The 22,529-nt window shown below is 43.2% G+C and carries 14 protein-coding genes and 1 riboswitch; of the genes, 6 read left to right on the top strand and 8 right to left on the bottom strand.

Annotated elements, in window-relative coordinates; all coding sequences use genetic code 11:
• Positions 1-39: 39 nt before the first annotated feature.
• The 4 genes from AC1XUE_RS22760 to AC1XUE_RS22745 all read right to left on the bottom strand — a co-directional run bounded on the left by AC1XUE_RS22760 (position 40) and on the right by AC1XUE_RS22745 (position 6,796).
• On the bottom strand, positions 40-3,471 hold the full coding sequence (locus AC1XUE_RS22760) for an efflux RND transporter permease subunit (RefSeq protein WP_483358311.1): 3,432 nt from the start codon (positions 3,469-3,471) through the stop codon (positions 40-42).
• 84 nt (positions 3,472-3,555) lie between these two features.
• A complete protein-coding gene (locus AC1XUE_RS22755) occupies positions 3,556-4,689 on the bottom strand; it encodes an efflux RND transporter periplasmic adaptor subunit (RefSeq protein WP_483358310.1) in 1,134 nt (377 codons plus the stop codon).
• A gap of 77 nt (positions 4,690-4,766) precedes the next feature.
• Positions 4,767-6,134 carry a TolC family protein gene (locus tag AC1XUE_RS22750; RefSeq protein WP_483358309.1) on the bottom strand — a complete coding sequence of 456 codons (1,368 nt, stop codon included), beginning with the start codon at positions 6,132-6,134 and terminating at the stop codon, positions 4,767-4,769.
• Positions 6,135-6,139: 5 nt separating this feature from the next.
• Complete coding sequence (locus AC1XUE_RS22745; RefSeq protein ID WP_483358308.1) at positions 6,140-6,796, bottom strand: TetR/AcrR family transcriptional regulator; 657 nt, start codon at positions 6,794-6,796, stop codon at positions 6,140-6,142.
• 568 nt (positions 6,797-7,364) lie between these two features.
• On the opposite strand from AC1XUE_RS22745, the gene AC1XUE_RS22740 reads away from it, so the two are divergent.
• On the top strand, positions 7,365-8,846 hold the full coding sequence (locus AC1XUE_RS22740; protein ID WP_483358307.1) for a type III PLP-dependent enzyme domain-containing protein: 1,482 nt from the start codon (positions 7,365-7,367) through the stop codon (positions 8,844-8,846).
• 229 nt (positions 8,847-9,075) lie between these two features.
• On the opposite strand, the gene AC1XUE_RS22735 is transcribed toward AC1XUE_RS22740, so the two are convergent.
• The 4 genes from AC1XUE_RS22735 to AC1XUE_RS22720 form a co-directional block, all read right to left on the bottom strand.
• On the bottom strand, positions 9,076-9,615 hold the full coding sequence (locus tag AC1XUE_RS22735; protein ID WP_483358306.1) for a D-glycero-alpha-D-manno-heptose-1,7-bisphosphate 7-phosphatase: 540 nt from the start codon (positions 9,613-9,615) through the stop codon (positions 9,076-9,078).
• 146 nt (positions 9,616-9,761) lie between these two features.
• A complete protein-coding gene (gene hemE, locus AC1XUE_RS22730) occupies positions 9,762-10,787 on the bottom strand; it encodes a uroporphyrinogen decarboxylase (RefSeq protein ID WP_483358305.1) in 1,026 nt (341 codons plus the stop codon).
• Between the two features lie 127 nt (positions 10,788-10,914).
• Positions 10,915-11,361, bottom strand: a complete 447-nt coding sequence (locus tag AC1XUE_RS22725; protein WP_483358304.1) for a hypothetical protein — start codon at positions 11,359-11,361, stop codon at positions 10,915-10,917.
• A gap of 180 nt (positions 11,362-11,541) precedes the next feature.
• The gene (locus AC1XUE_RS22720) at positions 11,542-13,995 is read right to left on the bottom strand and encodes a TonB-dependent receptor (protein ID WP_483358303.1); all 2,454 of its coding nucleotides are present in this window, start codon (positions 13,993-13,995) and stop codon (positions 11,542-11,544) included.
• A 115-nt stretch (positions 13,996-14,110) separates the two neighbouring features.
• Positions 14,111-14,206, bottom strand: a riboswitch (TPP riboswitch).
• 165 nt (positions 14,207-14,371) lie between these two features.
• On the opposite strand from AC1XUE_RS22720, the gene rocD reads away from it, so the two are divergent.
• From rocD to AC1XUE_RS22695, 5 genes are all read left to right on the top strand, one after another.
• Positions 14,372-15,625 (top strand): ornithine--oxo-acid transaminase, encoded by a 1,254-nt coding sequence (gene rocD, locus AC1XUE_RS22715; protein WP_483358302.1) that lies wholly within the window; start codon positions 14,372-14,374, stop codon positions 15,623-15,625.
• Positions 15,626-15,629: 4 nt separating this feature from the next.
• Positions 15,630-17,018 carry a S41 family peptidase gene (locus AC1XUE_RS22710; protein WP_483358301.1) on the top strand — a complete coding sequence of 463 codons (1,389 nt, stop codon included), beginning with the start codon at positions 15,630-15,632 and terminating at the stop codon, positions 17,016-17,018.
• A gap of 95 nt (positions 17,019-17,113) precedes the next feature.
• Positions 17,114-17,368 (top strand): GlsB/YeaQ/YmgE family stress response membrane protein, encoded by a 255-nt coding sequence (locus tag AC1XUE_RS22705; RefSeq protein ID WP_483358300.1) that lies wholly within the window; start codon positions 17,114-17,116, stop codon positions 17,366-17,368.
• 110 nt (positions 17,369-17,478) lie between these two features.
• On the top strand, positions 17,479-19,035 hold the full coding sequence (locus AC1XUE_RS22700; protein ID WP_483358299.1) for a GH3 auxin-responsive promoter family protein: 1,557 nt from the start codon (positions 17,479-17,481) through the stop codon (positions 19,033-19,035).
• Positions 19,036-19,117: 82 nt separating this feature from the next.
• Positions 19,118-22,216, top strand: a complete 3,099-nt coding sequence (locus AC1XUE_RS22695; protein WP_483358298.1) for an AAA family ATPase — start codon at positions 19,118-19,120, stop codon at positions 22,214-22,216.
• The last annotated feature ends 313 nt before the right edge of the window (positions 22,217-22,529 follow it).

The following is a 22,529-nucleotide window of genomic DNA, read 5'->3' as shown; positions in this document are numbered from 1 at the left end:
GGTCGCTCATAAAACTCTGCGTTTAGACAATAAACCGCATCAGATACTCTCGTTTCTCCAATTAGGATTAATCACTTCCTGCTTTCCTTTACGGAACCACTTGTCTCTGATCCGCTCGTTGACGTAGTACATACACGGCACAAGCAGCAATGTCAGTACCGTTGAGAAAGTAAGACCCATGATGATAGTCCAGGCGAGGATGTTCCAGAATACGGAACTGGCTCCGCCGGTAACAAAATTCGGCTCAAAATACCTGAACAGTCCTACAAAGTCAAGCGTCAGACCGAATGCCAGTGGTATCAGTCCCAATACAGCTGCCGATGCGGTAAGTAACACCGGAGTCAGACGTATCGCTCCGCCTTCAATGATGGCGTCACGCAAGGGATAACCACGCTCACGAAGCTCGTCAATAAATTCGATGAGCAGAATCCCGTTCTTCACAACGATACCAGCCAGGGCAATAATACCAACACCGGACATGATCACGGAGAAGGTTTTGTCAAAAATCACAAAGCCCAGCAATACCCCGATCAGCGACAGTACAATGGTAAAGAATATAATAAGCGGTTTTACAACGGAGTTGAACTGTGTCGCCAGGATCAGATAGATCAGCAAAATGGCTGCTCCGAATGCACCGGTAAGGAAGTTCATAGATTCCGCCTGGTCTTCCTGCTCTCCACCCATTTTAACAGTGTAGCCACTTGGCACTTTCACATCAGTTAGCAAAGTCTGTATCTGGGCAACAATTTCGTTGGCATTGTAGCCAGGCAAGACATCTGAGCTCAAAATGACGATCCGCTGCTGGTCTTTCCGGTTAATCTGACTGAACGTAGATGTATAGGAGATATTAGCTACTGACGTAATCGGTACCTGGCGCAACGCTCCGCCGGAGTTCATATCGCGGTACACAATATTCAAACTCAATAGTTGTTCGATCTGCTGACGGTCATCTTTTTTCAAACGGACCATGATCGGATACTCATCTTTCACGTCACGGAACTTTGACACTTCCAAACCAAACAGGGCTGTCCGGATGGCGAGTGCGATCTGTGAAGAACTAATCCCTTCACGCTGCGCTTTCTCACGGTCAATATCAATCGTGATTTCCGGCTTATTGGTTACCAAATCTGATTTCAGCTGATCAATACCTTGTATACCCGACTGCTGTACTTTCTGCAGAAGATCTTTTTCAAGTGTCTGCAAAGTCTCAAATTCGTCACCCGAAATTTCTATCGAAATCGGTTTTCCCGTTGGCGGACCTGTGCTCTCACGTTCAACGGAAATTTCCGTTCCCGGTATGCCGCTCACAGCATTCCGTACTTTGGTAAGCAGTTCCTGGGTAGAGCGCCCGTCACGGTCCTCACTCTTCACAAAAGCAACTGTCACTTTTGATTTGTGAGGTGTAGCAGAACGGTCAGGGTTATTAGGATCACCCGCGTTTTTACCCACATTGGCAATCACGGAGTTCACGATATTCATCGCTTTTTCATTTTTCAATACCGTAAAAACCCTTTTTTCAATGATTCTCGTTACTGAATCTGTTGTAAGCGCATCGGTGCCTGCAGGCAGTTTATTGTACACATAAATGTAATCGGGATCTCCGCTTGGGAAGAAAGTAACTTCCGGCTTGGCAATACCCACAATCACAAAAGTGGCAAACAAGAGCACTACCATCGATATGATCGCCGCCACGGGTCTGTAACCCTTAATCAGCCAGGTAATCAACCCTTTATAGTTGCGCTTAAGTGCAGGCAACAATCTATCCTGGAAAGGAACCAATATTTTGGGTGTAAGGATATAATGGTTGAACACGTACAGAGCAAGCAGGATAACGAAGAAGTTACCGACGCCACGATCTATAAAATAACCGATCACCGCCAGTACTCCCAAGATAATGAGAGGCCGCATGATGGCTTTAATACTGGTGTCGTGTTTCTCCTTTTCATCCTCATGACGTCCCATGAACGATACCGCAAAAACCGGATTGATCACATAAGCCACGAAAAGAGACGACATCAGAGTCAGGATCAGCGTAAGCGGCAGGAACTTCATAAAGTCCCCTACGATACCCGGCCAGAATAACAACGGGAAAAACGGTGCAATGGTCGTAAGCGTACCGGACAGTACCGGCACAAACACCTCTCCTGCCGCTGCTTTCACAGCTTGCTGGATTGTCCAGTCTTTGTGATTGTTAAATAGCCTGTGGGTGTTTTCAATGACCACAATGGCATCATCCACCACGAGACCAATTCCGAGCAGGAAGGCAAAAAGCACGATTGTATTCAAGGTAAATGCCGTTCCGATCGCAGGACCTAATACCGGCATAAGCATAAAGGCCACCAAGGCAGAAAGGGGCACCGATAGTCCGATGAAAATAGCATCACGGATACCCATGAAGAACATCAGAACCAATACCACAAAGATGAAACCGATGATAACGGTATTGATCAACTCGTGCAGATCCGCACGGGTACGCTCCGACTGATCGGCTGTGATCCGAATATCCAGTCCGGATGGCAATTCGGTTTCTTTCATTTTATCAATAATCACCTCAATATCGTCGGCAGCCTTCACCAGGTTGGCACCGGCTCTTTTGATCACATTGAGTGTGATAACGGACTTGTCATCCAAACGGGCAAAGTCGAGTTGTTCCTCAAAGCTGTCTACAACTTCCGCCACATCACCAAGCCTTACGACGGCTCCCGTAGACGTACGGATACGCAGATTTGACAATTGCGTCATGTCCAGAAACTCTCCTTTTACACGAAGTGTACGACGCACCTGACCCACTTTTAGATCACCGCCGGAAACGTTGATGTTTTCACTTTGAACGGCTGTCTGAATGTCATAAAAAGTAAGTCCGGTTGACTGCATACGTGGCAAATCCAGGTTGATCTGAATTTCGCGGTTCAACGCTCCCACAATATCGACACGGCTGATCTCCGGCATGGCTTCAATCGCATCCTGTAAATCTTCCGCATATTCCTTCAATTGCTTCAGCGAGTAATTACCTGCCAGGTTGATGTTCATGATCGGGAATTCCGAAAAGTTTACATCCTGAGCTGTTGGCCCTGAATCCAGTTCCTGCGGCAAATCCTGCTTGGCTTTATCAATGGCATCACGTACCCTTTGCAAGGCATCCGAGACCTCCACATCCGGCGTAAATTCTACCAGAATTACTGATACATCCTGTAATGCATTGGATTTGATATGCTTGACACCATTGATCGATTTTAACTGCTTTTCAATGGGTTTATTAATCGTATTCTCCACATCCGCAGGAGCCGTACCAAAATACACCGTATTGATATAGATCTGCGGTATTTTGATATCCGGAAACTGCTCCTTGGGCAGGTTGTTGTATACCACAAAGCCTGTCAACGTGATGATAAACGTAAAGATGTAAATCGTCGTCCGATTCTCTACGCACCAGTTGGTAAAACTGAGGGTTTTATGATCTTCAAATTTCATGAGTATACTGAAAGTTAAATGTTTGAATGTGCAGAGAGCTGTGGGCTGAGGTGGTCCCCTGCCCTGTGCCCCAAGCCCTATACGTTAATACGAGATCGTCTGACCATCAGAAACTTCCTGATATCCGGTAGTAATGATTTGGTCTCCTTCTTGTAAGCCTTCCGTAATTTCTATTTTCCCGTTGTAGATCAAACCTGTTTTAACCAGCTTCGATTTGGCCACTTTTTTACCACCTTCTTCCACAGCCACGTATACCACTTGTCCTTTTTCAGTACCTTGAATGATATTCTGATCCACAATAAGCGCATCCTTTTTGGTTGCATCGTTGATCTGCACTTTGGCAACCATATTTGGTTTCAAAGCAGGATTGGAAGGAAGATTGGCTTCAATGGTAAAGGTGCGGCTGAGCGGATCAACCGTAGTACTCACGAAAGAGACCTTTGCCTTATAATCCTTCTGCAGGTCAGGAAAGCCGATCAGAATCTCGTCTCCACGTTTCACACTCGCCGCGTAGGTATCCGATACTTTTGCAACGACTTTCAGATTTCCAAGATTGACAACCCTGAACACCCCAACTCCCGGCGCAGCCGATTCGCCGATTTTGATATTCACCTGATCCACAACACCTGAAATAGGTGATACAATTTTGGATTGAGAAAGTTGTGCATTCAGCGTTGCCAGCTTTCTTTCAAGTCCTTCTTTGTTGTTTTGTGCCTGCAGGAACTGCAGTTCAGTACCTATTTTCTGATCCCAAAGGTTTTTCTGTTTGTTATAAACCGTGTTCGCCAGAGCCAGTGAACTGTTAAGTTCCTCGATCGTTTCACGCAGAATGCTGTCGTCCACTTTCGCCAATACACTTCCGGCCTTCACCTGGTCGCCTTCACGCACATATACCGCAGTCACCGAACCACCCGATTTTGGTGTAACCAAAACACTGTTTTTGGCATCAATAGATCCTTGCAGTTCTACATAATGGCTCAACGTACCTTTTGCAAGCGGCTGAACAGTGACGATCTTAATATTCGTTTCTTGTCTTTTTGTCGTATCCAGTTTGGCGATTTCAGATTCGAGTGCCTTTATCTTCTGATCGTTCTCGCTCTGTTCCGCTTTAAGCTTGGTCAGTTCTTCTCTTTTCCCTTCCAGCCCTTCTTTTTTTTCTCCTGAGCATGCCGCCAGAAAAGCAGCTATTGTGGTGATTAATAGAATATTTCTTTTCATGATATAGATATGTAGTGTCTTTTCTTAATTGTTAAGTGTTAATGGTAAATGATGAATTAATAATTAACCCTTAATAATTAATCATTATAGAGTTCTCCTTTTGCTTTACTCAGATCGACTTTCGCAATCATCAGATCGTACAAAGCCGCGAAGTAATTGGTTTGAGCTTCCTTGAAATCAGATTCTGCATTGATCACTTCAATGTTGGAACCCACTCCCTCTTTGTACTTGATTTTAGACACACGTACAATTTCCTGAGCCAGATCCAGGTTCCGCTTCTGGGTTTCCAGTGTTGCAAAAGCATTTTTGATATTGATTCCCGCCTGGCTTGCTTCAAGGTCAATGGATTGTTTTAATAAAGTCTGACCATTCTTAACCCTGTCTAATGCTATTTTCTTTTGCTCTACCTGATAGCGCTTAGTAAAGCCATCGAAGATCGGAATGTTCAGATTCAGAGCAACGACAGAATTATTGAACCATTTCATAGTAAAAAGATCTGCATAGGTGTTTGCACCGGCATTGTGTCCATACCCTACAGATGCAGAAAGACTAGGCAAATAACCAGCGCGGATATTCCTTATATCCAGGCCTGCCAGCTTTTCCTGTGTATTCAACAGCGAGTATTCTATCCTGTTTTCATAATTAACCGCTGCCTGAGCCGTTTCTGATCTTAGCTGATCCAGATTTACACTGTCAATCGTATCTGAAAGTTTCAGAGGCTGATCCAAAGCCATGCCCATCTGATACTTCAGTAGTGTATAGCTGAGTTCAATGAGGTTCTGCACCTTCTGGCGTTCTGTCAGCAAATTATTCTGTTGTACTTCCAGCCTGTTCACATCTAAAAGTTCGACAAAACCGCTCTCATTCATTGCTTTGGTTTCACGCATCAGGGTATCTATCCGACTGATGTTATAATCCAACACTTTCGCTTTTTCAACAGCGACCTGCACGGAATAATAAGCTTTTGTGACTGCTTCTGCTACGTTTACCTTTGATTGAACCGTACTTTTCTGAGCCAGTTCACGATAGGTAGCTGCTGCCTTCAAACCTATAAAGTAGGAGCCATTAAAGATCAGCTGATTCAATGTAGCAGATACAGATCCCTGCTTCTTTACACCGAATTCAATAGCAACAGGTTCTCCTGTAGCAGGAACGGACGGATCACCAAAACCACCGGGGGGAAGGAAGAAGCGCTGAATGATAATATTGTCCGTAATATTAGCATTGGCACTCAGCTGGGGCAACCCCGCAGCCCTGATCTCCCCAATCCTGGCTTCGGCCGAAACGGCATCCAGCTGTGCATTTTTGATGTTGATATTGTTTTTTATCGCATAATCCACCGCTTCTTCCAGGGTAAAATCGTTGTCCTGAGCCCGCGATGGGACGATACTCAGACAGATCGCCAGCATGAATAAACAGCTGCGTATTAATTGTTCATTTTTCATGGGTGTTAAAATTCGATTACTGATTTTTCTTTAATGGTGTTGTAATAAGCAAATCCTTTTTCTGTCATAATTCCTCTCAGAAAATGGTGTACGAACTGCATCTGTACACGCATCATATGAAATTTATCCGGAGGAAAAATGGTTGGGTCAAAGGCAATTTCAAATTCCTGAATGCGTAAAAGAGAAAGCACATCTACATCAATATCTGCTCTGTAATAACCTTCCGCCATTCCCTGCTGCATATTATCTCTGATACCTTTGATAATAAATTCGTCTTTATGACTTTCGAAAAGAGCCCAGGATTCAGGATAATATTTCTTCAAATCATAAATTAAAGCCGGATTCATATTGGCCATGGCTACTCTCATCTGGTTGGTACCCTCGATCATCTGCTCAATGGGATTCCCGATATCATCGAGTTGTTCCATATCACATTTTTGCGAGCTGAGTTCCTCCTGAATCACTACTTTAAGAATAGCTTCCTTGTCAGAATAATGTTGATAAATGGTTCTTTTTGATATGCCCAGATCTTTGGCAATATCATCCATCGTTACGCTGCGTATCCCGTAACGCCAAAACAGGTTCAATGCTGATTTTACAATTCTCTCTTTCACCTCGCAAAGTTGTAGTTTTCGAATGATAAAAACTATGGAAACTTTCAAAATATTTTAAGTTTTCTGAAATGGCGATGTGATTCCAAAAGCATAAACCTCAAATTACCGTCTATTACAAGATAAACTCCTGTGAAACAGACTGCTCCTGAGACAACAAATTTATATAAACCGTATTATCTGCAAAAACAGAAAAGACTCAATTCACAAATACAAAAGCAGGTAAATATAATTTTATAAAGAATTTATAAGTCAATAATCATCTATAGAAAAGTTTAAAATCTATAGCCGGACTTCGACCAACATCGGATAGCCACAGCCAAAGTAATTTGGAATGAATATCTGGCACAACCGAAAAATGATGAGCCATGTGTTTTCAGGGATAAGTGCGTTGCTACCTTGCACAAACCTTTTATTTTTCGGAATGATTTATAAAAAATTGGTGTTTGGAATTGACACATATTCTAAGCAATTTTCCAGTCTTTTTCTCAAATGGCCCATCATATATTATCATTTCAATAAATCGACTGTATAAGGGCACTAAAAAGCAGTGAAAAAAAGTTCTAGGCATATTGTATTCAGTAACTCACCATTTTAAACAGTCCGCAAACAACAATAGATGAAAAGCTACATTGACCTGATTCAGCAAACGTTCGAGTTCCCGACTATGGAGTTTAACGTTGACAATAATGAATTGCTGTTCAACAATGTACCATTGATGGACATCATCAAGGAGCATGGTACGCCGTTAAAATTAAACTATCTCCCCAAAATCGGAGAGCATATCGGAAATGCGAATATGTTTTTCAAGAATGCCTTCAAAAGGCATAATTACAAAGGGAGCTACACCTACTGCTATTGTACCAAGTCATCCCACTTTAGTTTTGTTCTGGAAGAAGCACTGAAGCATAACATCCACCTGGAAACTTCTTCTTCTTTCGACATACCTATTATTCGTGAGTTGTACAGGCGTGGGAAGGTGAGCAAATCGACTTATATTCTTGCCAACGGATATAAACGTCCGCTTTATACGCAATATCTGAGTGAACTGATCAACGAAGGGTTCAATTGCATTCCTATCCTGGATAACCTTCGGGAAATCGAAGCGTATGAAAACCTGGTAACCGCTGATTCCATGAATTTGGGTATCCGCATCGCCACGGACGAAGAGCCTAATTTTGCTTTCTATACATCACGCCTTGGTATCCGCTACAACGATGTAAACGAACTCTACAAGGAAAAAATAGCGCCTAATCCGAAGTTTAAGCTAAAAATGCTTCACTTCTTTATCAATACAGGTATCAAAGACAGTGCTTATTACTGGAGTGAATTAACACGCTTCATGTTCAAGTACTGTGAAATGAAAAAGATCTGTCCGGATCTGGATTCAATTGATATCGGTGGTGGTCTTCCTATTCAGACATCCTTGTCTACAGGATATGATTATCAACAGATGATTGATGAGATTGTTGAAAATATTCAGTGGATCTGTAACAAGAACAATGTGCCGGCTCCTCACATCTTTACAGAGTTTGGCAGCTATACGGTTGGCGAAAGCGGAGCGGTGATTTATGAAGTAATCGATAAGAAACTTCAGAATGATAAAGAGCTTTGGTACATGATCAACGGCTCATTTATTACACAACTTCCTGACTCATGGGGTATGAATCAGAAGTATATCATGATGCCGATCAACAACTGGGATAGTCCTTATCAGAAAGTCAATCTTGGGGGATTAACCTGTGATTCTCAGGATTTCTATAACAGTGAAATGCACAGTGCCGACTTGTATCTTCCGATTTATGAAGATGATGAGCCACAATACATTGGGTTTTTCCATACAGGTGCTTATCAGGAGTCGCTGGGTGGATATGGTGGTATTCAGCATTGTCTTATTCCGGCTCCGAAACATGTTCTTGTGGACCGTGATGAGGAAGGACGCATTACCACACGTGTTTTTGCAACTGAGCAAAACAGTGATTCAATGCTAAGACTTTTGGGTTTTAAAGACGAATCGTATGTTTCAGCAGAAGAAAATCGTAACAGAACCGAACAAGAGGCGGAACAGCAGGAGGAAGAGTTGATCGAAACAAAAATCTGATATCTTATATAAAGTTCTTTGAATGAGTTCGTTATTAGTCATGCGAAAACGCTCATTCAAAGAACTTTTTTAATAACTTTACAGTCACATCTAACAATTGATACCTGATGAGAAAATTATTCTTCCTTCTTGCAGTTGCTGGTACTTTCGCTTTTGCTTCATGTACAAAACATGCGTGCCCTGCATACGGGTCTGTTCAAAAAGCGGCACCTACTCAGGCGGAAAGGGTTTAAGAAGCCTGTTTCAGAATCATTGCAGCGGCTTCGGCCAGATTGGCAACACCATGATCTCCAACCAGCGTTTCATGCTCTGACAAGATCTGTATGGTGTGCAATTCCACTTTTTTACCTGCAAGCATATCCCTTCCACGGTCACCCACCATCCAGGATTGGGATGCATCTATATTGTATTTTGCAATCGCCTTCTCAATCAGCAGTGAATCCGGTTTCCTGGATAAGGATTTACCCGAAAATTCGGGATGGTAAGGACAGAAATATAAATCGTCCATAACATAATCCGCAGCTTCCTGCATCTTCTCGTGAATGGCATATACCAGCTCGGGGCCATATAGCCCTTTGGCAATACCCGCCTGATTGGTAATGACAATAAGCAGATACCCGGCAGCCTTCAATGCTTTTAATGCCCCAGGTACACCTTCCGGAATGATGAGGTCATCTATTTTGGTTATATAATTTCCAAGCTCTTCGTTTAATACGCCATCTCTGTCAAGAAAGACGCATTTTGTTTGGGGGGATGGGGAGTTGGGCATGGGCTGGAATTTGAGGTTACACAGAGGAGCACAGAGTTATTAAAAAGAGAGCCACAGAGAAAGTTGTTTTTTCGTTGTATTATATACAGAAATAATACTCTGTGCAACTCACCTTAAACTCCGTGGCTCTCTGTGTCCCCTTTTCTCTATGAAGAATACTCCTTCACAGATTCAATGAAGCAGCGTACTTTATCCGGATCGGTATCAGGATATACTCCGTGACCAAGGTTTGCGATGTACCGTTGTGTACCAAACTGATTCACCATCTTCTTCACTTCCAGCTTGATCTGATCATAAGATGCATACAATACGCACGGATCAAGATTTCCCTGAAGTGTCTTGTTTGGGATCAGTTTTCTGGATTCAGCAATATCCATGTTCCAGTCAAGCCCCACTACCGAGCAGCTTAATTGCCCGATCTCTTCTCTGGCGAAGAATGCTCCTTTAGCAAAAACAGTAACAGGTACTTCTGTGATGGCATCACAGATCTGCTTGATGTAGGGTAAGGAGAAAATTTTGTATTGTTCAGGAGACAGGATACCTGCCCATGAATCAAAGATCTGTACAAGATCAGCACCCGCAATAATCTGCGCTTTAAGGTAAGCAATCGTACTATCTGTTATTTTCTGAAGTAGCAAATGCGAGAATTCAGGATCTGCATACAGATGCTTTTTAGCAACCGAGAAAGTCTTGGATCCCTTTCCTTCTGTCATATAACAGAAAATAGTGAAAGGTGCTCCGGCGAAACCAATTAGAGGAACGCGGTTTTCCAGACCTTGTTTGGTCAGCTTGATTGCATCAATGACATACTTCAGATCCACTTCCGGCTCGGCCACATGCAGCGAATCCAGATCAGAAAGCGTATGTACCGTCCTTGGAAAAACCGGTCCACGCTGCTCAATCATCTCATACGGCAATCCCATGGCTTCGGGTATCACCAGGATATCAGAAAAGATAATAGCCGCATCCACACCCAGCAAATCTACAGGCTGAAGGGTAACTTCTGCCGCCATTTCCGGTGTAGTGGCCAGTTTGATAAAACTACCTGCTTTTTCACGAACTGCGCGGTATTCAGCCAAAATACGGCCTGCCTGACGCATCATCCAAACAGGAGTGCGCTCGGTTTTCTCACCCCGTGCAGCACGTAATAAAAGGTCATTTTTCAGATTCATGCCGCAAAGGTAGGCTGAAAAAATTTAAACGCAGAGTTCAGGAAGTTTTTTGAATGAGTGTGTGTCTTATTTAAACGCAGAGTTCTAGGGAGTTTGGCGCGGAGTTTCGCTGATTTAGATTATTGCTTTATTCGGTTCGGGTATACACAAGGTGAGCCCTATCACACATGGCTGTTATTCCTTGTATTTCGCTTTTGGATTTGACATATAACTGTTCAACGGGCGTAGCATAACAATTATCAACTAATTCACCCCTGGTTTCGTAGGTGACTTCCAAAAATTTCTGTGAATCGACTTCTGTAAATCTAAATTTCCCTTGTATCGTTTTCGCAGTTCCATTCGCTTCCCTCGTCTTACTTGCCGTACCATCTGCATAAAGAATGTAAAACTCCTGCATATTTAAATCAGAGCCTTTCAATATCGGACTATTTGCTATGCTTCTACCTTGTGCAGAATACAATCGCCACTTTTGTGGAAATTTTTCTGAATCAAACTTCGCCACCTCTGGTTCTGCATCTTTTTTGCAAGCTGAGAGTATAGTCAATAAAACTGTAAATAAGAATAGATTTTTCATTTGGATCCATTTAAGTGCCTGATCTTATACTTCCAATCAGACACTTAAAAGTCAAAATACGTTGGAATCACAAATGTTTTTAACAACACAGAGTCACATTAAAATTCAGCAGAATTATACATGATAAACTCTGCGAAACTCTGTGCCAAACTCCTTTACTCTGCGTTCAACCCCAAAAAATCAAAATTTAAAATTAACCCCTACCAAAAAGTTGGTCCCGGCCTGTGGGAAGTAGAAGTTTTCCCGGGTCTGTACACCTCCGGAAAAGAATCCGTAGGTATATCCGTTGGACTCATATCTTTCGTTGAAAATATTATTGACCAGCAAATTGAAAGATATTTCCTTCATCCAGCTCGGCTGAACCGACCAGGTCAACCGCAGATCATTGGTGAAATAGCCATCCAGTTTCCTGGTTTCGTCCGATGTATTATCCAGGTATTGTTTGCTCACATATTTAGTCAATAAAGCCAGCTCCACATTCTTTTTGGGACTGAGAGTAAACTGACTGCCCACGATCACATTCGGAGAAAAAGAAATATCTGTCTGACCATGACTGATCGTGCGGTACTCATAGGTATCGTAGTCAATCACGTATTCGGTAAAATCTTTAATCTTATTTCTGCTGAAAGTAGCATTGGCATTCCATTTCAGGTATTGATTAAAAACTACTGCACCTTCCAGCTCAAGGCCCATACGGTAACTTTTCGGAACATTAACACGAATTGCATTACCCACGTCATTAATTTGTCCAGTGAGCACCAACTGATTGTTATAGCTCATCAGATAATAATTCGCAGCAAAAGCCCACTTGCCTTTTTGTGTACGCACACCTGCTTCTATATTATGCATCGTTTCATGCTCCGGAAAAAGATTAGCAGTTGCAAATGTAAAATCGTCCCGGTTTGGCTCTCTGTTACCCAGGCTATATGACGCATATACCGATGCCTGAGGAGCCAGCTGATAGGTAAGTCCAGCTTTGGGATTCAGGAAATGATATTGCTGATCCACATCGTGCAAGAGTTGATCGTTGTCTCTGCCATGAATAGAGTGACTTACAGCACGGAACTGGATATCAGCAAAGGCATTCAGCTTATCGGTAAACTGATAGTACACTTTCCCGTAAAGGTTAAAGTCTTTCTTTATGCCCTTATTTTCATAATACTGATGTTCACTGGATACATTACCTGCATTACGGGCCCAGATAATCTGTCCGTAGTGATCTCCGTCATAGTGATTCAGGCCTCCGCCAAAGCTGGCAGTCAGCTTTTTGAAACTGTTATAATCCAGGGAGAATGTAGTCCCATAAAAGTAGTTATCAAGCCATCTTCTTCTGATGATATCCGTACTTTCCAATGTATCGGCTCCGATTATGACATTAGGCAGATTATATTTACTGTATTCGTCATTGGCTCTGAACTGCTCATAATGTCCAAGACCTCTTACCAGAAATGCGTTCAGGTTCAGCGTAACCTTGTCACTCAATGTATGTGAAGTTACAAGCTGATAATGATCCTGACGGTAATTGTCTACCTCATTTTTATAAGTGTAGGAATTGTAGGTCCGATCACCGGAAGTAAGCAGGTTTTCAGCATCCGCTTCACCTAATCCGTTACGTTCTATGAAATCCAGAATTCCCTGACGATCGCCTCTCAGCTTTGCTTCAGGCACTCCATTCCAGGACTGATATGTTCTTTCTCTTCCGGAAAACACATTCGCTCTGACAAAACTCTTTTTACCGTAATATGCACCTGAAAGGTAGTACGAATGAAGATTAGAAGATGCCCTGTCCACAAAGCCATCCGATGAAATACGAGACAATCTGCCATCTACGGAAAATTTATTATTCATCAATCCGGTGCCCAGTTTGATGGTATTCCGAAAAGTATTGAACGAACCGAAAGAGTTGTTCAGCTCAGCATAGGATTCCTCTCTGAAAGTATTGGTACTGATATTAACACTGGCACCGAATGCGCCCGCTCCGTTGGTAGATGTACCTACCCCGCGCTGTATCTGAACACTATTTACAGAAGAAGCAAAATCAGGCATATTCACCCAGAATACACCCTGACTTTCTGCATCATTATAAGGAATACCATTGACAGTAACGTTGATCCGGGTCGCATCCGAACCACGGATACGAATTCCCGTATATCCTATTCCTGCTCCGGCATCGCTTGTACTGACCAGTGAAGGAGTGAAATTCAGCAATACAGGTAAATCCTGACCGAGGTTTTGCTTCTCTATCGATTCTGTACTTACGTTGGTGTAAGCCATCCCTGTCTTGTCATTTACACGGGTAGCACTGACGATCACCTCATCCGCCTGGTATGTACTTTTGTCTAGTTTAATTTCAATACTTCTGCTCCCTGTTTCCAATGCAAGCTTCACAGACTGATACCCTACATAGGATACCTGAAGTTCTGCAATGTTCTCAGCTATATCCTTCAAAGAAAAATTCCCCTGCTTGTCTGTAGCCGTACCGCGGATCTCTCCTGCACGAACGGTAGCACCGGGCAGCGGCTTGCCATCGGCAGCATCAGTGATTCTACCGGCAATGGTTTTTTGGGCGTAAACCCGTGAAATGGTAGTTGTAGTCAATAACAGCACAAACAGACAGGCCGTAACGTTTCGCATAGCGATCATAATGGTTACGAACAGGCAGGGGCCACCTATCCTCGATGATTAAAATAAAGATTCGATAACAGCTAAGAATGGTACTGATCTGAAAGTTTTTAACCTTCTTTTTCTGTTCATTTAAGCTTTCTCTCCCTACGCCGGCATTACCCGGATCAGGTGTTATGGGTATGATCTCAGCCCGTTCGGTTGGGCACCCCTATGAGATTCTGTTGCAAAGGTAGATTACATTAGCTGAGGAATCAACACTGAAATTGATATTGTATATATTGAAGCTTCGTTATATGATTTAGAAAACCTTTCATACATTTCAAACCGTTAACTTTTCCGTATTTTTACTTAGCAAATCCAACTTCATTTCAAAAGCGTATATTTAATGGCTCATCCTACCGATACATTCATGAACACATCTCAACAGGCAATAGAACTTGAATACCGATATGGCGCTCATAATTATAAGCCCATGCCGGTGGTTCTTTCCAAGGGACTCGGCGTGTATGTATGGGATGTTGATGGAAAGCAATATCTGGATTTCCTTTCTGCATACAGTGCCGTGAGCCAGGGACATTGCCATCCGAAAATTGTGCAGGCAATGATAACCCAGGCGCAAAAACTGACGCTGACGTCACGTGCTTTTTATAACGACAAGCTTGGTGAATGTGAAGAGTTTCTCTGCAAGTATTTTGGTTATGATAAGGTACTGATGATGAACAGCGGGGTTGAAGGAGGCGAAACGGCTCTGAAACTAACCCGTAAATGGGCTTATAAAGTAAAAGGTATTGAACCTGATAAGGCAAAGACAGTATACGCTTCCGGCAATTTCTGGGGCAGAACGCTGGCTGCCATTTCATCTTCTACCGATCCATCCAGTACTGATGACTATGGCCCCTTTTTACCCGGTGTAGTGATCATTCCGTATGACGATCTTGATGCGCTGGAAAATGCATTTCGTACCGATCCCGACATTGCCGGTTTCATGGTCGAGCCTATCCAGGGAGAAGCCGGAGTAGTCGTTCCAAAGGAAGGTTACCTGAGAGGGGTACGTGAACTTTGCACAAAATACAATGTCCTTTTTATTGCTGATGAGGTACAGACCGGAATCGGCAGAACGGGCAAAAGGCTGGCATGCGACTGGGAAGATGTAAAACCGGACATATTGGTATTAGGAAAAGCGCTTTCGGGGGGAACCATGCCTGTATCTGCGGCTCTTGCAGATAACGAGATCATGCTGACTATCGCGCCCGGCGAGCACGGCTCAACCTATGGAGGCAATCCACTTGCGTGTGCAGTTACCATAGCTGCTTTGCAAGTCGTAGAAGAAGAGAAGCTGGCTGAAAACGCTGAAGCAATGGGTACTCTTTTCAGGTCGCGCATGGAGGCACTTCAGGCGCAATGTGACCTGATTGAACTGGTCAGAGGCAAAGGTTTGCTGAACGCCATCGTGATCAGGGATACAGAAGATAGCCCCACAGCTATGAATCTATGTTACAAAATGATGGAACAGGGTTTACTATGTAAACCCACCCACGGCAATAAAATCCGATTTGCACCTCCGCTTGTCATCAATGAAGCACAGATGAACCACGCATGCGATATTATTTCTGAGGTTTTTATAAATTATAATGCATAGAAAAATGCTATTGAAAAGAATTATTATATCACTGGTACTATTGCCACTGCTGTATGCATGTAAAGACAAGACAGTAGAGCCGGCTACTGACAGTCAAACAAATGACTGGATCCTTTCAAATATGAAGTATTGGTATTACTGGAACGATAAAATCCCGGCTAGCCCTGATATGTCGCAGGGACCTTCGGCGTTTTTCAGTTCACTGTTATTTAAATACGACCGTACGTCAAACCCGAATGGCGACCGCTTCTCATGGATACAGGAAAGTGCTGATGAACTCACATCATCATTGAACGGAAATACAAAAACAACTGGTCTTGATTACCGGTTAGTTATTTATCCTTCCGGCAGCTCCAATGTCGTCGGAATAGTCCTCTACACACTTCCTGGCTCCCCTGCTGCCAAAGCCGGCTTCAAAAGAGGAGATATTTTTACACATATTGATGGGCAGAAGTTGACCACAACCAACTACAATAGTCTTCTCAGGGGAGACGGACCACTGAAATTCACGGTCGGTTCTATCAGTGATGCCGGCGTGATTACGGAGGGTACAACTCAAAAAGAGGCAGCCAAGCTCGACTTACAGGAGGATCCTATACACTATGACACGACTTACCAATACGGCTCCGACAAAATCGGCTACATCGTTTACCATCAGTTTGTACCCGGTCCTGACAGCGTCAGTGGTTCCAAGGCTTATGATCAGAAACTGGATGGCATTTTTGCCAAATTCAAAAGCTCCGGTGTCAATTCTCTCATCCTGGATTTGCGTTACAATGGAGGAGGTTATGTGAGTTCTGCTACCAATCTTGCAAGTTTGATCGGGAAAGTAACCAACAACGATATATTTTATTATAAAGAATATAATGCTACGGTGACGCCCGCTCTAGAGAAGCAATACGGCGCTAGTTTCTTCTATGAGAAATTTCAGACTAAATCTCAGAATATAGGTCAGAGCCTTAATAATCTGGTTATTATCACTTCCAAAAACTCTGCATCAGCGAGCGAATTACTGATCAATGGTCTTAAGCCTTTTATGAACGTAACGCTGGTGGGTGACGTAACATATGGTAAAAATGTGGGATCTATTACGATTACTGGTAAAGACAAGGGAATCAAGTGGGGCATGCAACCAATTGTTACAAAATCTTTCAATAGCCTCAAACAGTCTGACTATTCCGTGGGCTTTACCCCTACTGCATCTGTGATTGAAGGATCAAAACTATATGCTTACGGGAGTTTACGTGATCCGCTGTTGAACAAAGCTTTATCTATGATCACAGGTAGTCCCCTGGCCCGAGGCCGAGTTACTGAAAGCACACCGGTTTATCAGGAAATCAGCTCTTCTGTCACCAGTAAAGCAGCAGGAAGCAATATGTTCTTCGATAGGTAAAATCCCTCAGAACTTACCCAGATTTTCAGCACATTGTGTCAGGCAAAGTTTTTGTATATTCACAACTGTACTTTCACAATAAAAACTAAACACACATGGGTATTTTAACCTGGATTATCGTAGGGCTTCTTGCAGGAGCCATTGCCAAAGCACTTCACCCGGGAAAAGATCCTGGTGGTTTTATTGTCACCATTCTGATAGGTATTGCAGGAGCCGTTGTCGGAGGTTGGATATCATCACTGTTCGGTTACGGAAAAGTGGACGGCTTTGATATCGGAAGCTTGTTTATCGCAATACTTGGCGCAGTTCTACTTCTTTTCTTGTACAGAAAGTTCAGTTCCAGGACTTAGTATATTAAAACAGATATTAACCGGTGAGGGAAACAGAAGCAATCTGTTCTCTCACCGTTTTTATTGCTATTTTTACAGAATTTATAATTCAATATCCAACCGAACGTGTTATGAAGCTGGTGAATGATATGACTGTCTGGTTTTTGAAGCGACGCTTTGAAAGGATCGAGCAGTTTATGAAGAATCCGGTTGAAACCCAGCAACGTATTTTTTCTGAGCTTATCGAAACGGCTCGTTATACGGAATGGGGTTCAAGGCATAACTATGGCCAGATCAAATCCGTCAAAGAATTTCAGGATCAGGTTCCGGTTTCTTCATACGAAGAGCTTTATCCATATATAGAACGTGTATTAAAAGGTGAGCCCAATGTGCTCTGGCCATCGCCTATCGAATGGTTTTCCAAATCATCCGGTACCACCAACGCACGTAGCAAATACCTGCCTGTTTCACCGGAAGCACTGGAGGACTGCCATTACGAAGGTGGTAAGGACATGATGACCTTACTAATCCACAACCGTCCCGAGACCCGCGTCTTTGACGGCAAGGGCTTGTCTATCGGCGGCACCTTACATGCCAATCCTTTTGATGACTATACACAGGTAGGCGATGTATCCGCCGTGATCATGCAAAACCTGCCGGCATGGGGGGAATTTATGAGAACGCCTCCTTTGGAAGTCGCACTCATGGACCATTGGGAAAGTAAGCTGGACAAAATGGCGTCCATATGCTCCCATGAAAATGTGACCAGCATTCTTGGTGTACCTACCTGGACCATCGTACTGCTGGATCAGATTCTGGAACGGACCAAGAAGAGCAATATGCTCGAAGTATGGCCCGATTTTGAGGTTTTCGTTCATGGAGCCGTATCCTTCGAACCCTACCGCGATTTGTTCACAAGCAAATACTTCCCTTCTGATCAGGTTACTTACCTGGAAACCTACAGTGCTTCGGAAGGATTCTTTGCCATACAGGATGACCTGAGCCGGGTAGGAGAAATGCTCTTGATGCTTGATTATGGTATATTCTATGAGTTTATACCCATGGATGAAGTGGGCAAACCACATCCAAAAGCACTGTTGCTGGATGAGGTGGAAACCGGTGTCAATTATGCGTTGGTGATCTCAACCAATGCAGGACTTTGGCGGTATTTGATCGGAGATACAGTGAAATTCACATCTAAATATCCGTTCAGGCTGAAAGTAAGTGGCCGTACCAAACACTTCATCAATGCATTTGGGGAAGAAGTAATTGTGGAAAATGCAGATCATGCCGTAAAAATAGCAGCACAGGAAACGGATTCACAGGTTGCCAACTACACCGCCGGCCCCGTGTATATGGGGGACGGATCGCGAGGGGGACATGAATGGATTATCGAGTTCAATAAAGAACCGGAGGACCGTCAGGCCTTCATCGCCATTCTGGATAAATCGCTTCGTGAAATCAATTCAGACTATGATGCCAAACGATATAAAGACATGGCACTCGTTGAGCCGCTCGTCCACTTTGTACCTGCCGGCACATTCTATTCCTGGATGGGCAAAAGAAAAAAATTAGGTGGACAAAACAAGGTACCAAGGCTTAGTAACGACAGGACTTATCTGGACGATCTGTTGCTGGGGCTGTCGGCTATCGACACTCAGCCATCGACCTCAAATCTTTCTGAGTAGCATCTTTCCAATTTCATTTAAACCCTCATGGTGCCGATAGCCTGGGCGGCCCCGCCAAAAGCTGAAAGCCAACCGCTCTACTATGATTCCAAAATACCTCAAAATTAAAGGTTTATATTCTTACCAAACCGAACAGGAAATCCATTTTGATGCACTTACTGATGCTTCTTTGTTTGGTATATTCGGATCGGTAGGAAGCGGAAAATCTTCTATACTCGAAGCCATCACATTTGCTTTGTACGGTGATACAGAACGACTCAACAAAGCCGGGGACGATCGTACGTACAACATGATGAACCTGCGATCCGATGAGTTGCTCATTGATTTCGAATGTGTAGCCGGCAAGAAGGCTGACCATTATCGTTTTACTGTCAAGGGTAAAAGGAACAGCAAAAACTTCAAGGAGGTCAAAACCTTCGAACGAAAGGCATATATACTCACAGACGGAAACTGGGTTCCGCTATCCGAGCATGAAACTTCGGAAAACATCATTGGTCTCAGCTATGACAATTTCAGAAGAACGATCATTATCCCTCAGGGACGTTTCCAGGAATTTATCGAACTGAAAGACGCAGAACGGACACGCATGATGAAAGAGCTTTTCCAATTGGAAAAGTACGACCTGAGCCGGAAAGTAGGCACGCTCAGCAAGCAAAATGACCTCGAATTATCCAATCTGGCGGGTCAGCTACAGGCGGTTGCGGAGGTAGATCAACAAACGATCGATGTGGAAGACAAGCTGAGACAATCGGTTCTGAGTACAATTCAGGAATTAAATGGAAAGCTTGTCATACTTACTGCCGAACTCGATCAAATGCAGTTGCTAAAACTGGCTTTTGAAAAAATAAAGATTCTGAATGACCAGCTCATCGTTCTCGATTCCCGGAAAGCACAGATTCAGGAAAGAGAAGAGAAGCTAAGACTATTTGAAATCTGCTCTATTCATTTCAAGACATTGCTGGATCAGCAAAAATCTTTAAACTCTGCACTCACCCGAGACAAGACCACCTTTGCACAGCATGCACTTCGGGAAAAAGAGCTGAACGATGCATTAATTAAACAAAAAGAAACGCAGGTAAGTCTGAGAGAACCTTATGAAAAACGTCAGGAACTCATTGATCTGGCGGAAGAATTCGAAAAAGTAAATCAGATCAAAAAATTAGCTGAGCAGCTGACCGGACTAAATAATACTTTACAGCAGGGCGAGGTTCGGTTGAAAGAAAAGGAAGTTTCACTTGCTATTTTACAGAAAGATAAGAAAGCGCTGGAAGCAGAAAACGATCAGCATAAAACCCAGTTGATTGATATTCATATACTGAGCCAGATCAAGGCATGGTTTGCCACATCTGATGAAATAGAGCAAAATAAAAAGGCCCTGCTTAAGGAAGCAGACGACCTGAAGGCAGAACATGCAGCAATCTTGGAAAAACTGGCCGCAAAAATACAGAAAGCCGCAGACTTTTTCAGTCTCGGGATTACGGGCCAGTCAGAGCCGGAAGCAATAGATATAGCAATTACAAAATACCTGACAGCAAGTGAAGAAGAAAAGGAAGACATCTCCAAACAGATGCTTCGCATCCAGACACAAATTGCGCTGAACCAGTACGCGTCTGATTTGGCAGAAGGAGCCCCCTGCCCTCTTTGCGGATCCGAACACCATCCCTCTATTGTACATCAGGACGAAAATCTATCCGAGCAGATTGATCAGAAAAACAATCGCAGACAGCAGCTTCAAAAGATGGAGGATTCTTTACGCAGATTTCAGGCTGACGTGCAAAAGGATTTTTCCCTCCTTGAGAATATCGAAAAACAGAAAAATAGCATCAGAAACCGCTATTCTGAAATTAGAGATCGTATCAAAGCGCACGAATTGCTATTCGTATGGGAAAAATTCGAGAGAGAAAACAGGGGGAGTTTTGAGAAAGAGTTAACCCGTATGGAGCATCTTCAAAAACAGATCAGAGATGCTGAGGTCAGGATCAAATCCAAAACTGCTGAACTGGAAATGGCGGTGGAGGAAAAAACTGAAAAGTTCGAAAAGCCGCTGAACGAGATCAGAAATAAGATACTTCAGGCGGATAGTATGGCCTCTACACTTTCTGGTCAGCTTACTCAGGTGAAGTTGGAGGAATGGAATAACATAGCTGAATCTGCAATCACAGAAAAAACCGCAGCACTCAGAACTTCGTATGCGGATATCAAACAGCTTTACGAATCGACTGTCGCACAAATCGATAGGGATGAAAAAGAGAAAAACGTTATATCAGGCGGCCAGGCAACACTTGTAAGGGCAATTGAAAACCATCAGCAGGAAATTACACAGGTCAGGAATTCATTGCATGAACAACTGGCTCAATTTCAATTCTCATCAGAAGATGTTGTAGAAACAATCCTTCAAAACCCGATTGATACCCACAAGGAAAGGCAGGAAATAGATGCATACAAGTCGGGGTTAAGTACAGTAAAGCATGAACTGGAAAAATTAAAACAGGAAAACCAGGACAAGCACTACCATACGGAAACACATCAGTTACTGATAACCGAAAAACAGGCCCTCGAGGCCAGTCTCAGTGAATTGCGAAAAGAAGAAGGGCGTTTAGAAGGACTCCTTAAAAAGTTGAACGAGGACTTCATCAGGAAGACAAATCTCCTTATGGAAACAGAGAAGCTTAAAATCAGAAAAGCACATCTGGATGATCTGGCAAAACTTTTCAGGTCAAGCGGATTTGTAGATTATGCTTCCAGTATTTATTTGCAAAACCTTATTCAGGCTGCCAACCACCGCTTTCATCAAATGACCCACCAGCAATTGCACCTGGAATTGGGAGAAGGAAATAGCTTCTGGGTCCGGGATTTGCTGAATGGCGGACACATGCGGTTATTGAAAACACTGTCAGGCGGCCAGAAATTTCAGGCGGCCCTTTCTCTGGCCCTTGCTCTGGCGGATCATATACATATCAGAAATGAATCGAAACATAATTTCTTCTTTTTGGATGAAGGTTTCGGATCCTTGGATAAAAATGCCCTGCAGACGGTTTTCGAAACATTGAAATCGCTCCGTAAAGAGAACCGTATTGTGGGAATCATAAGCCATGTGGAGGAGTTGCAGCAGGAAATTCAGACTTATCTGAAAGTTGAACAAACTGAAGAAGGCAGCAAAATAATCCCAAGCTGGCAATAATTGCTCCTTTTTTCATAGCGTCAAATTTATTCGTAACAAGTCACGTATAAATAGCACAATATCTATTGTTGAGGTAAACTTATTTGTCACCCCAAGCATACATTATTTTGAAAATTTTCCATTTTCAATAAAATTATTACGCCTGTTTAGAAATTACCATATAAACAGAATACATTTACCAAGTGATTCACAGGTAACTTCTGACGTTGGTATGCGGTAAGAAGCCAATGCGAAGAACATGCCAAATCATTCCCTAACAAAATTAAAATATGCCAAAATTTGTTAAGCCAAATCTGTTTGGTTTAAACACGGG

This window comes from Dyadobacter sp. HNCC25DJ187, from assembly GCF_056895255.1.
Note: the sequence above shows the minus strand (reverse complement) of the source record. Positions and strands in the feature narration are given on the sequence as shown.

What these genes read in the sequence shown, in the direction of transcription:
- AC1XUE_RS22760 (WP_483358311.1), bottom strand. Translation starts at nt 3,471, where the DNA reads ATGAAATTTGAAGATCATAAAACCCTCAGTTTTACCAACTGGTGCGTA.
- AC1XUE_RS22755 (WP_483358310.1), bottom strand. Translation starts at nt 4,689, where the DNA reads ATGAAAAGAAATATTCTATTAATCACCACAATAGCTGCTTTTCTGGCG.
- AC1XUE_RS22750 (WP_483358309.1), bottom strand. Translation starts at nt 6,134, where the DNA reads ATGAAAAATGAACAATTAATACGCAGCTGTTTATTCATGCTGGCGATC.
- AC1XUE_RS22740 (WP_483358307.1), top strand. Translation starts at nt 7,365, where the DNA reads ATGAAAAGCTACATTGACCTGATTCAGCAAACGTTCGAGTTCCCGACT.
- AC1XUE_RS22735 (WP_483358306.1), bottom strand. Translation starts at nt 9,615, where the DNA reads ATGCCCAACTCCCCATCCCCCCAAACAAAATGCGTCTTTCTTGACAGA.
- hemE (WP_483358305.1), bottom strand. Translation starts at nt 10,787, where the DNA reads ATGAATCTGAAAAATGACCTTTTATTACGTGCTGCACGGGGTGAGAAA.
- AC1XUE_RS22725 (WP_483358304.1), bottom strand. Translation starts at nt 11,361, where the DNA reads ATGAAAAATCTATTCTTATTTACAGTTTTATTGACTATACTCTCAGCT.
- AC1XUE_RS22720 (WP_483358303.1), bottom strand. Translation starts at nt 13,995, where the DNA reads ATGCGAAACGTTACGGCCTGTCTGTTTGTGCTGTTATTGACTACAACT.
- rocD (WP_483358302.1), top strand. Translation starts at nt 14,372, where the DNA reads ATGGCTCATCCTACCGATACATTCATGAACACATCTCAACAGGCAATA.
- AC1XUE_RS22710 (WP_483358301.1), top strand. Translation starts at nt 15,630, where the DNA reads ATGCTATTGAAAAGAATTATTATATCACTGGTACTATTGCCACTGCTG.
- AC1XUE_RS22705 (WP_483358300.1), top strand. Translation starts at nt 17,114, where the DNA reads ATGGGTATTTTAACCTGGATTATCGTAGGGCTTCTTGCAGGAGCCATT.
- AC1XUE_RS22700 (WP_483358299.1), top strand. Translation starts at nt 17,479, where the DNA reads ATGAAGCTGGTGAATGATATGACTGTCTGGTTTTTGAAGCGACGCTTT.
- AC1XUE_RS22695 (WP_483358298.1), top strand. Translation starts at nt 19,118, where the DNA reads ATGATTCCAAAATACCTCAAAATTAAAGGTTTATATTCTTACCAAACC.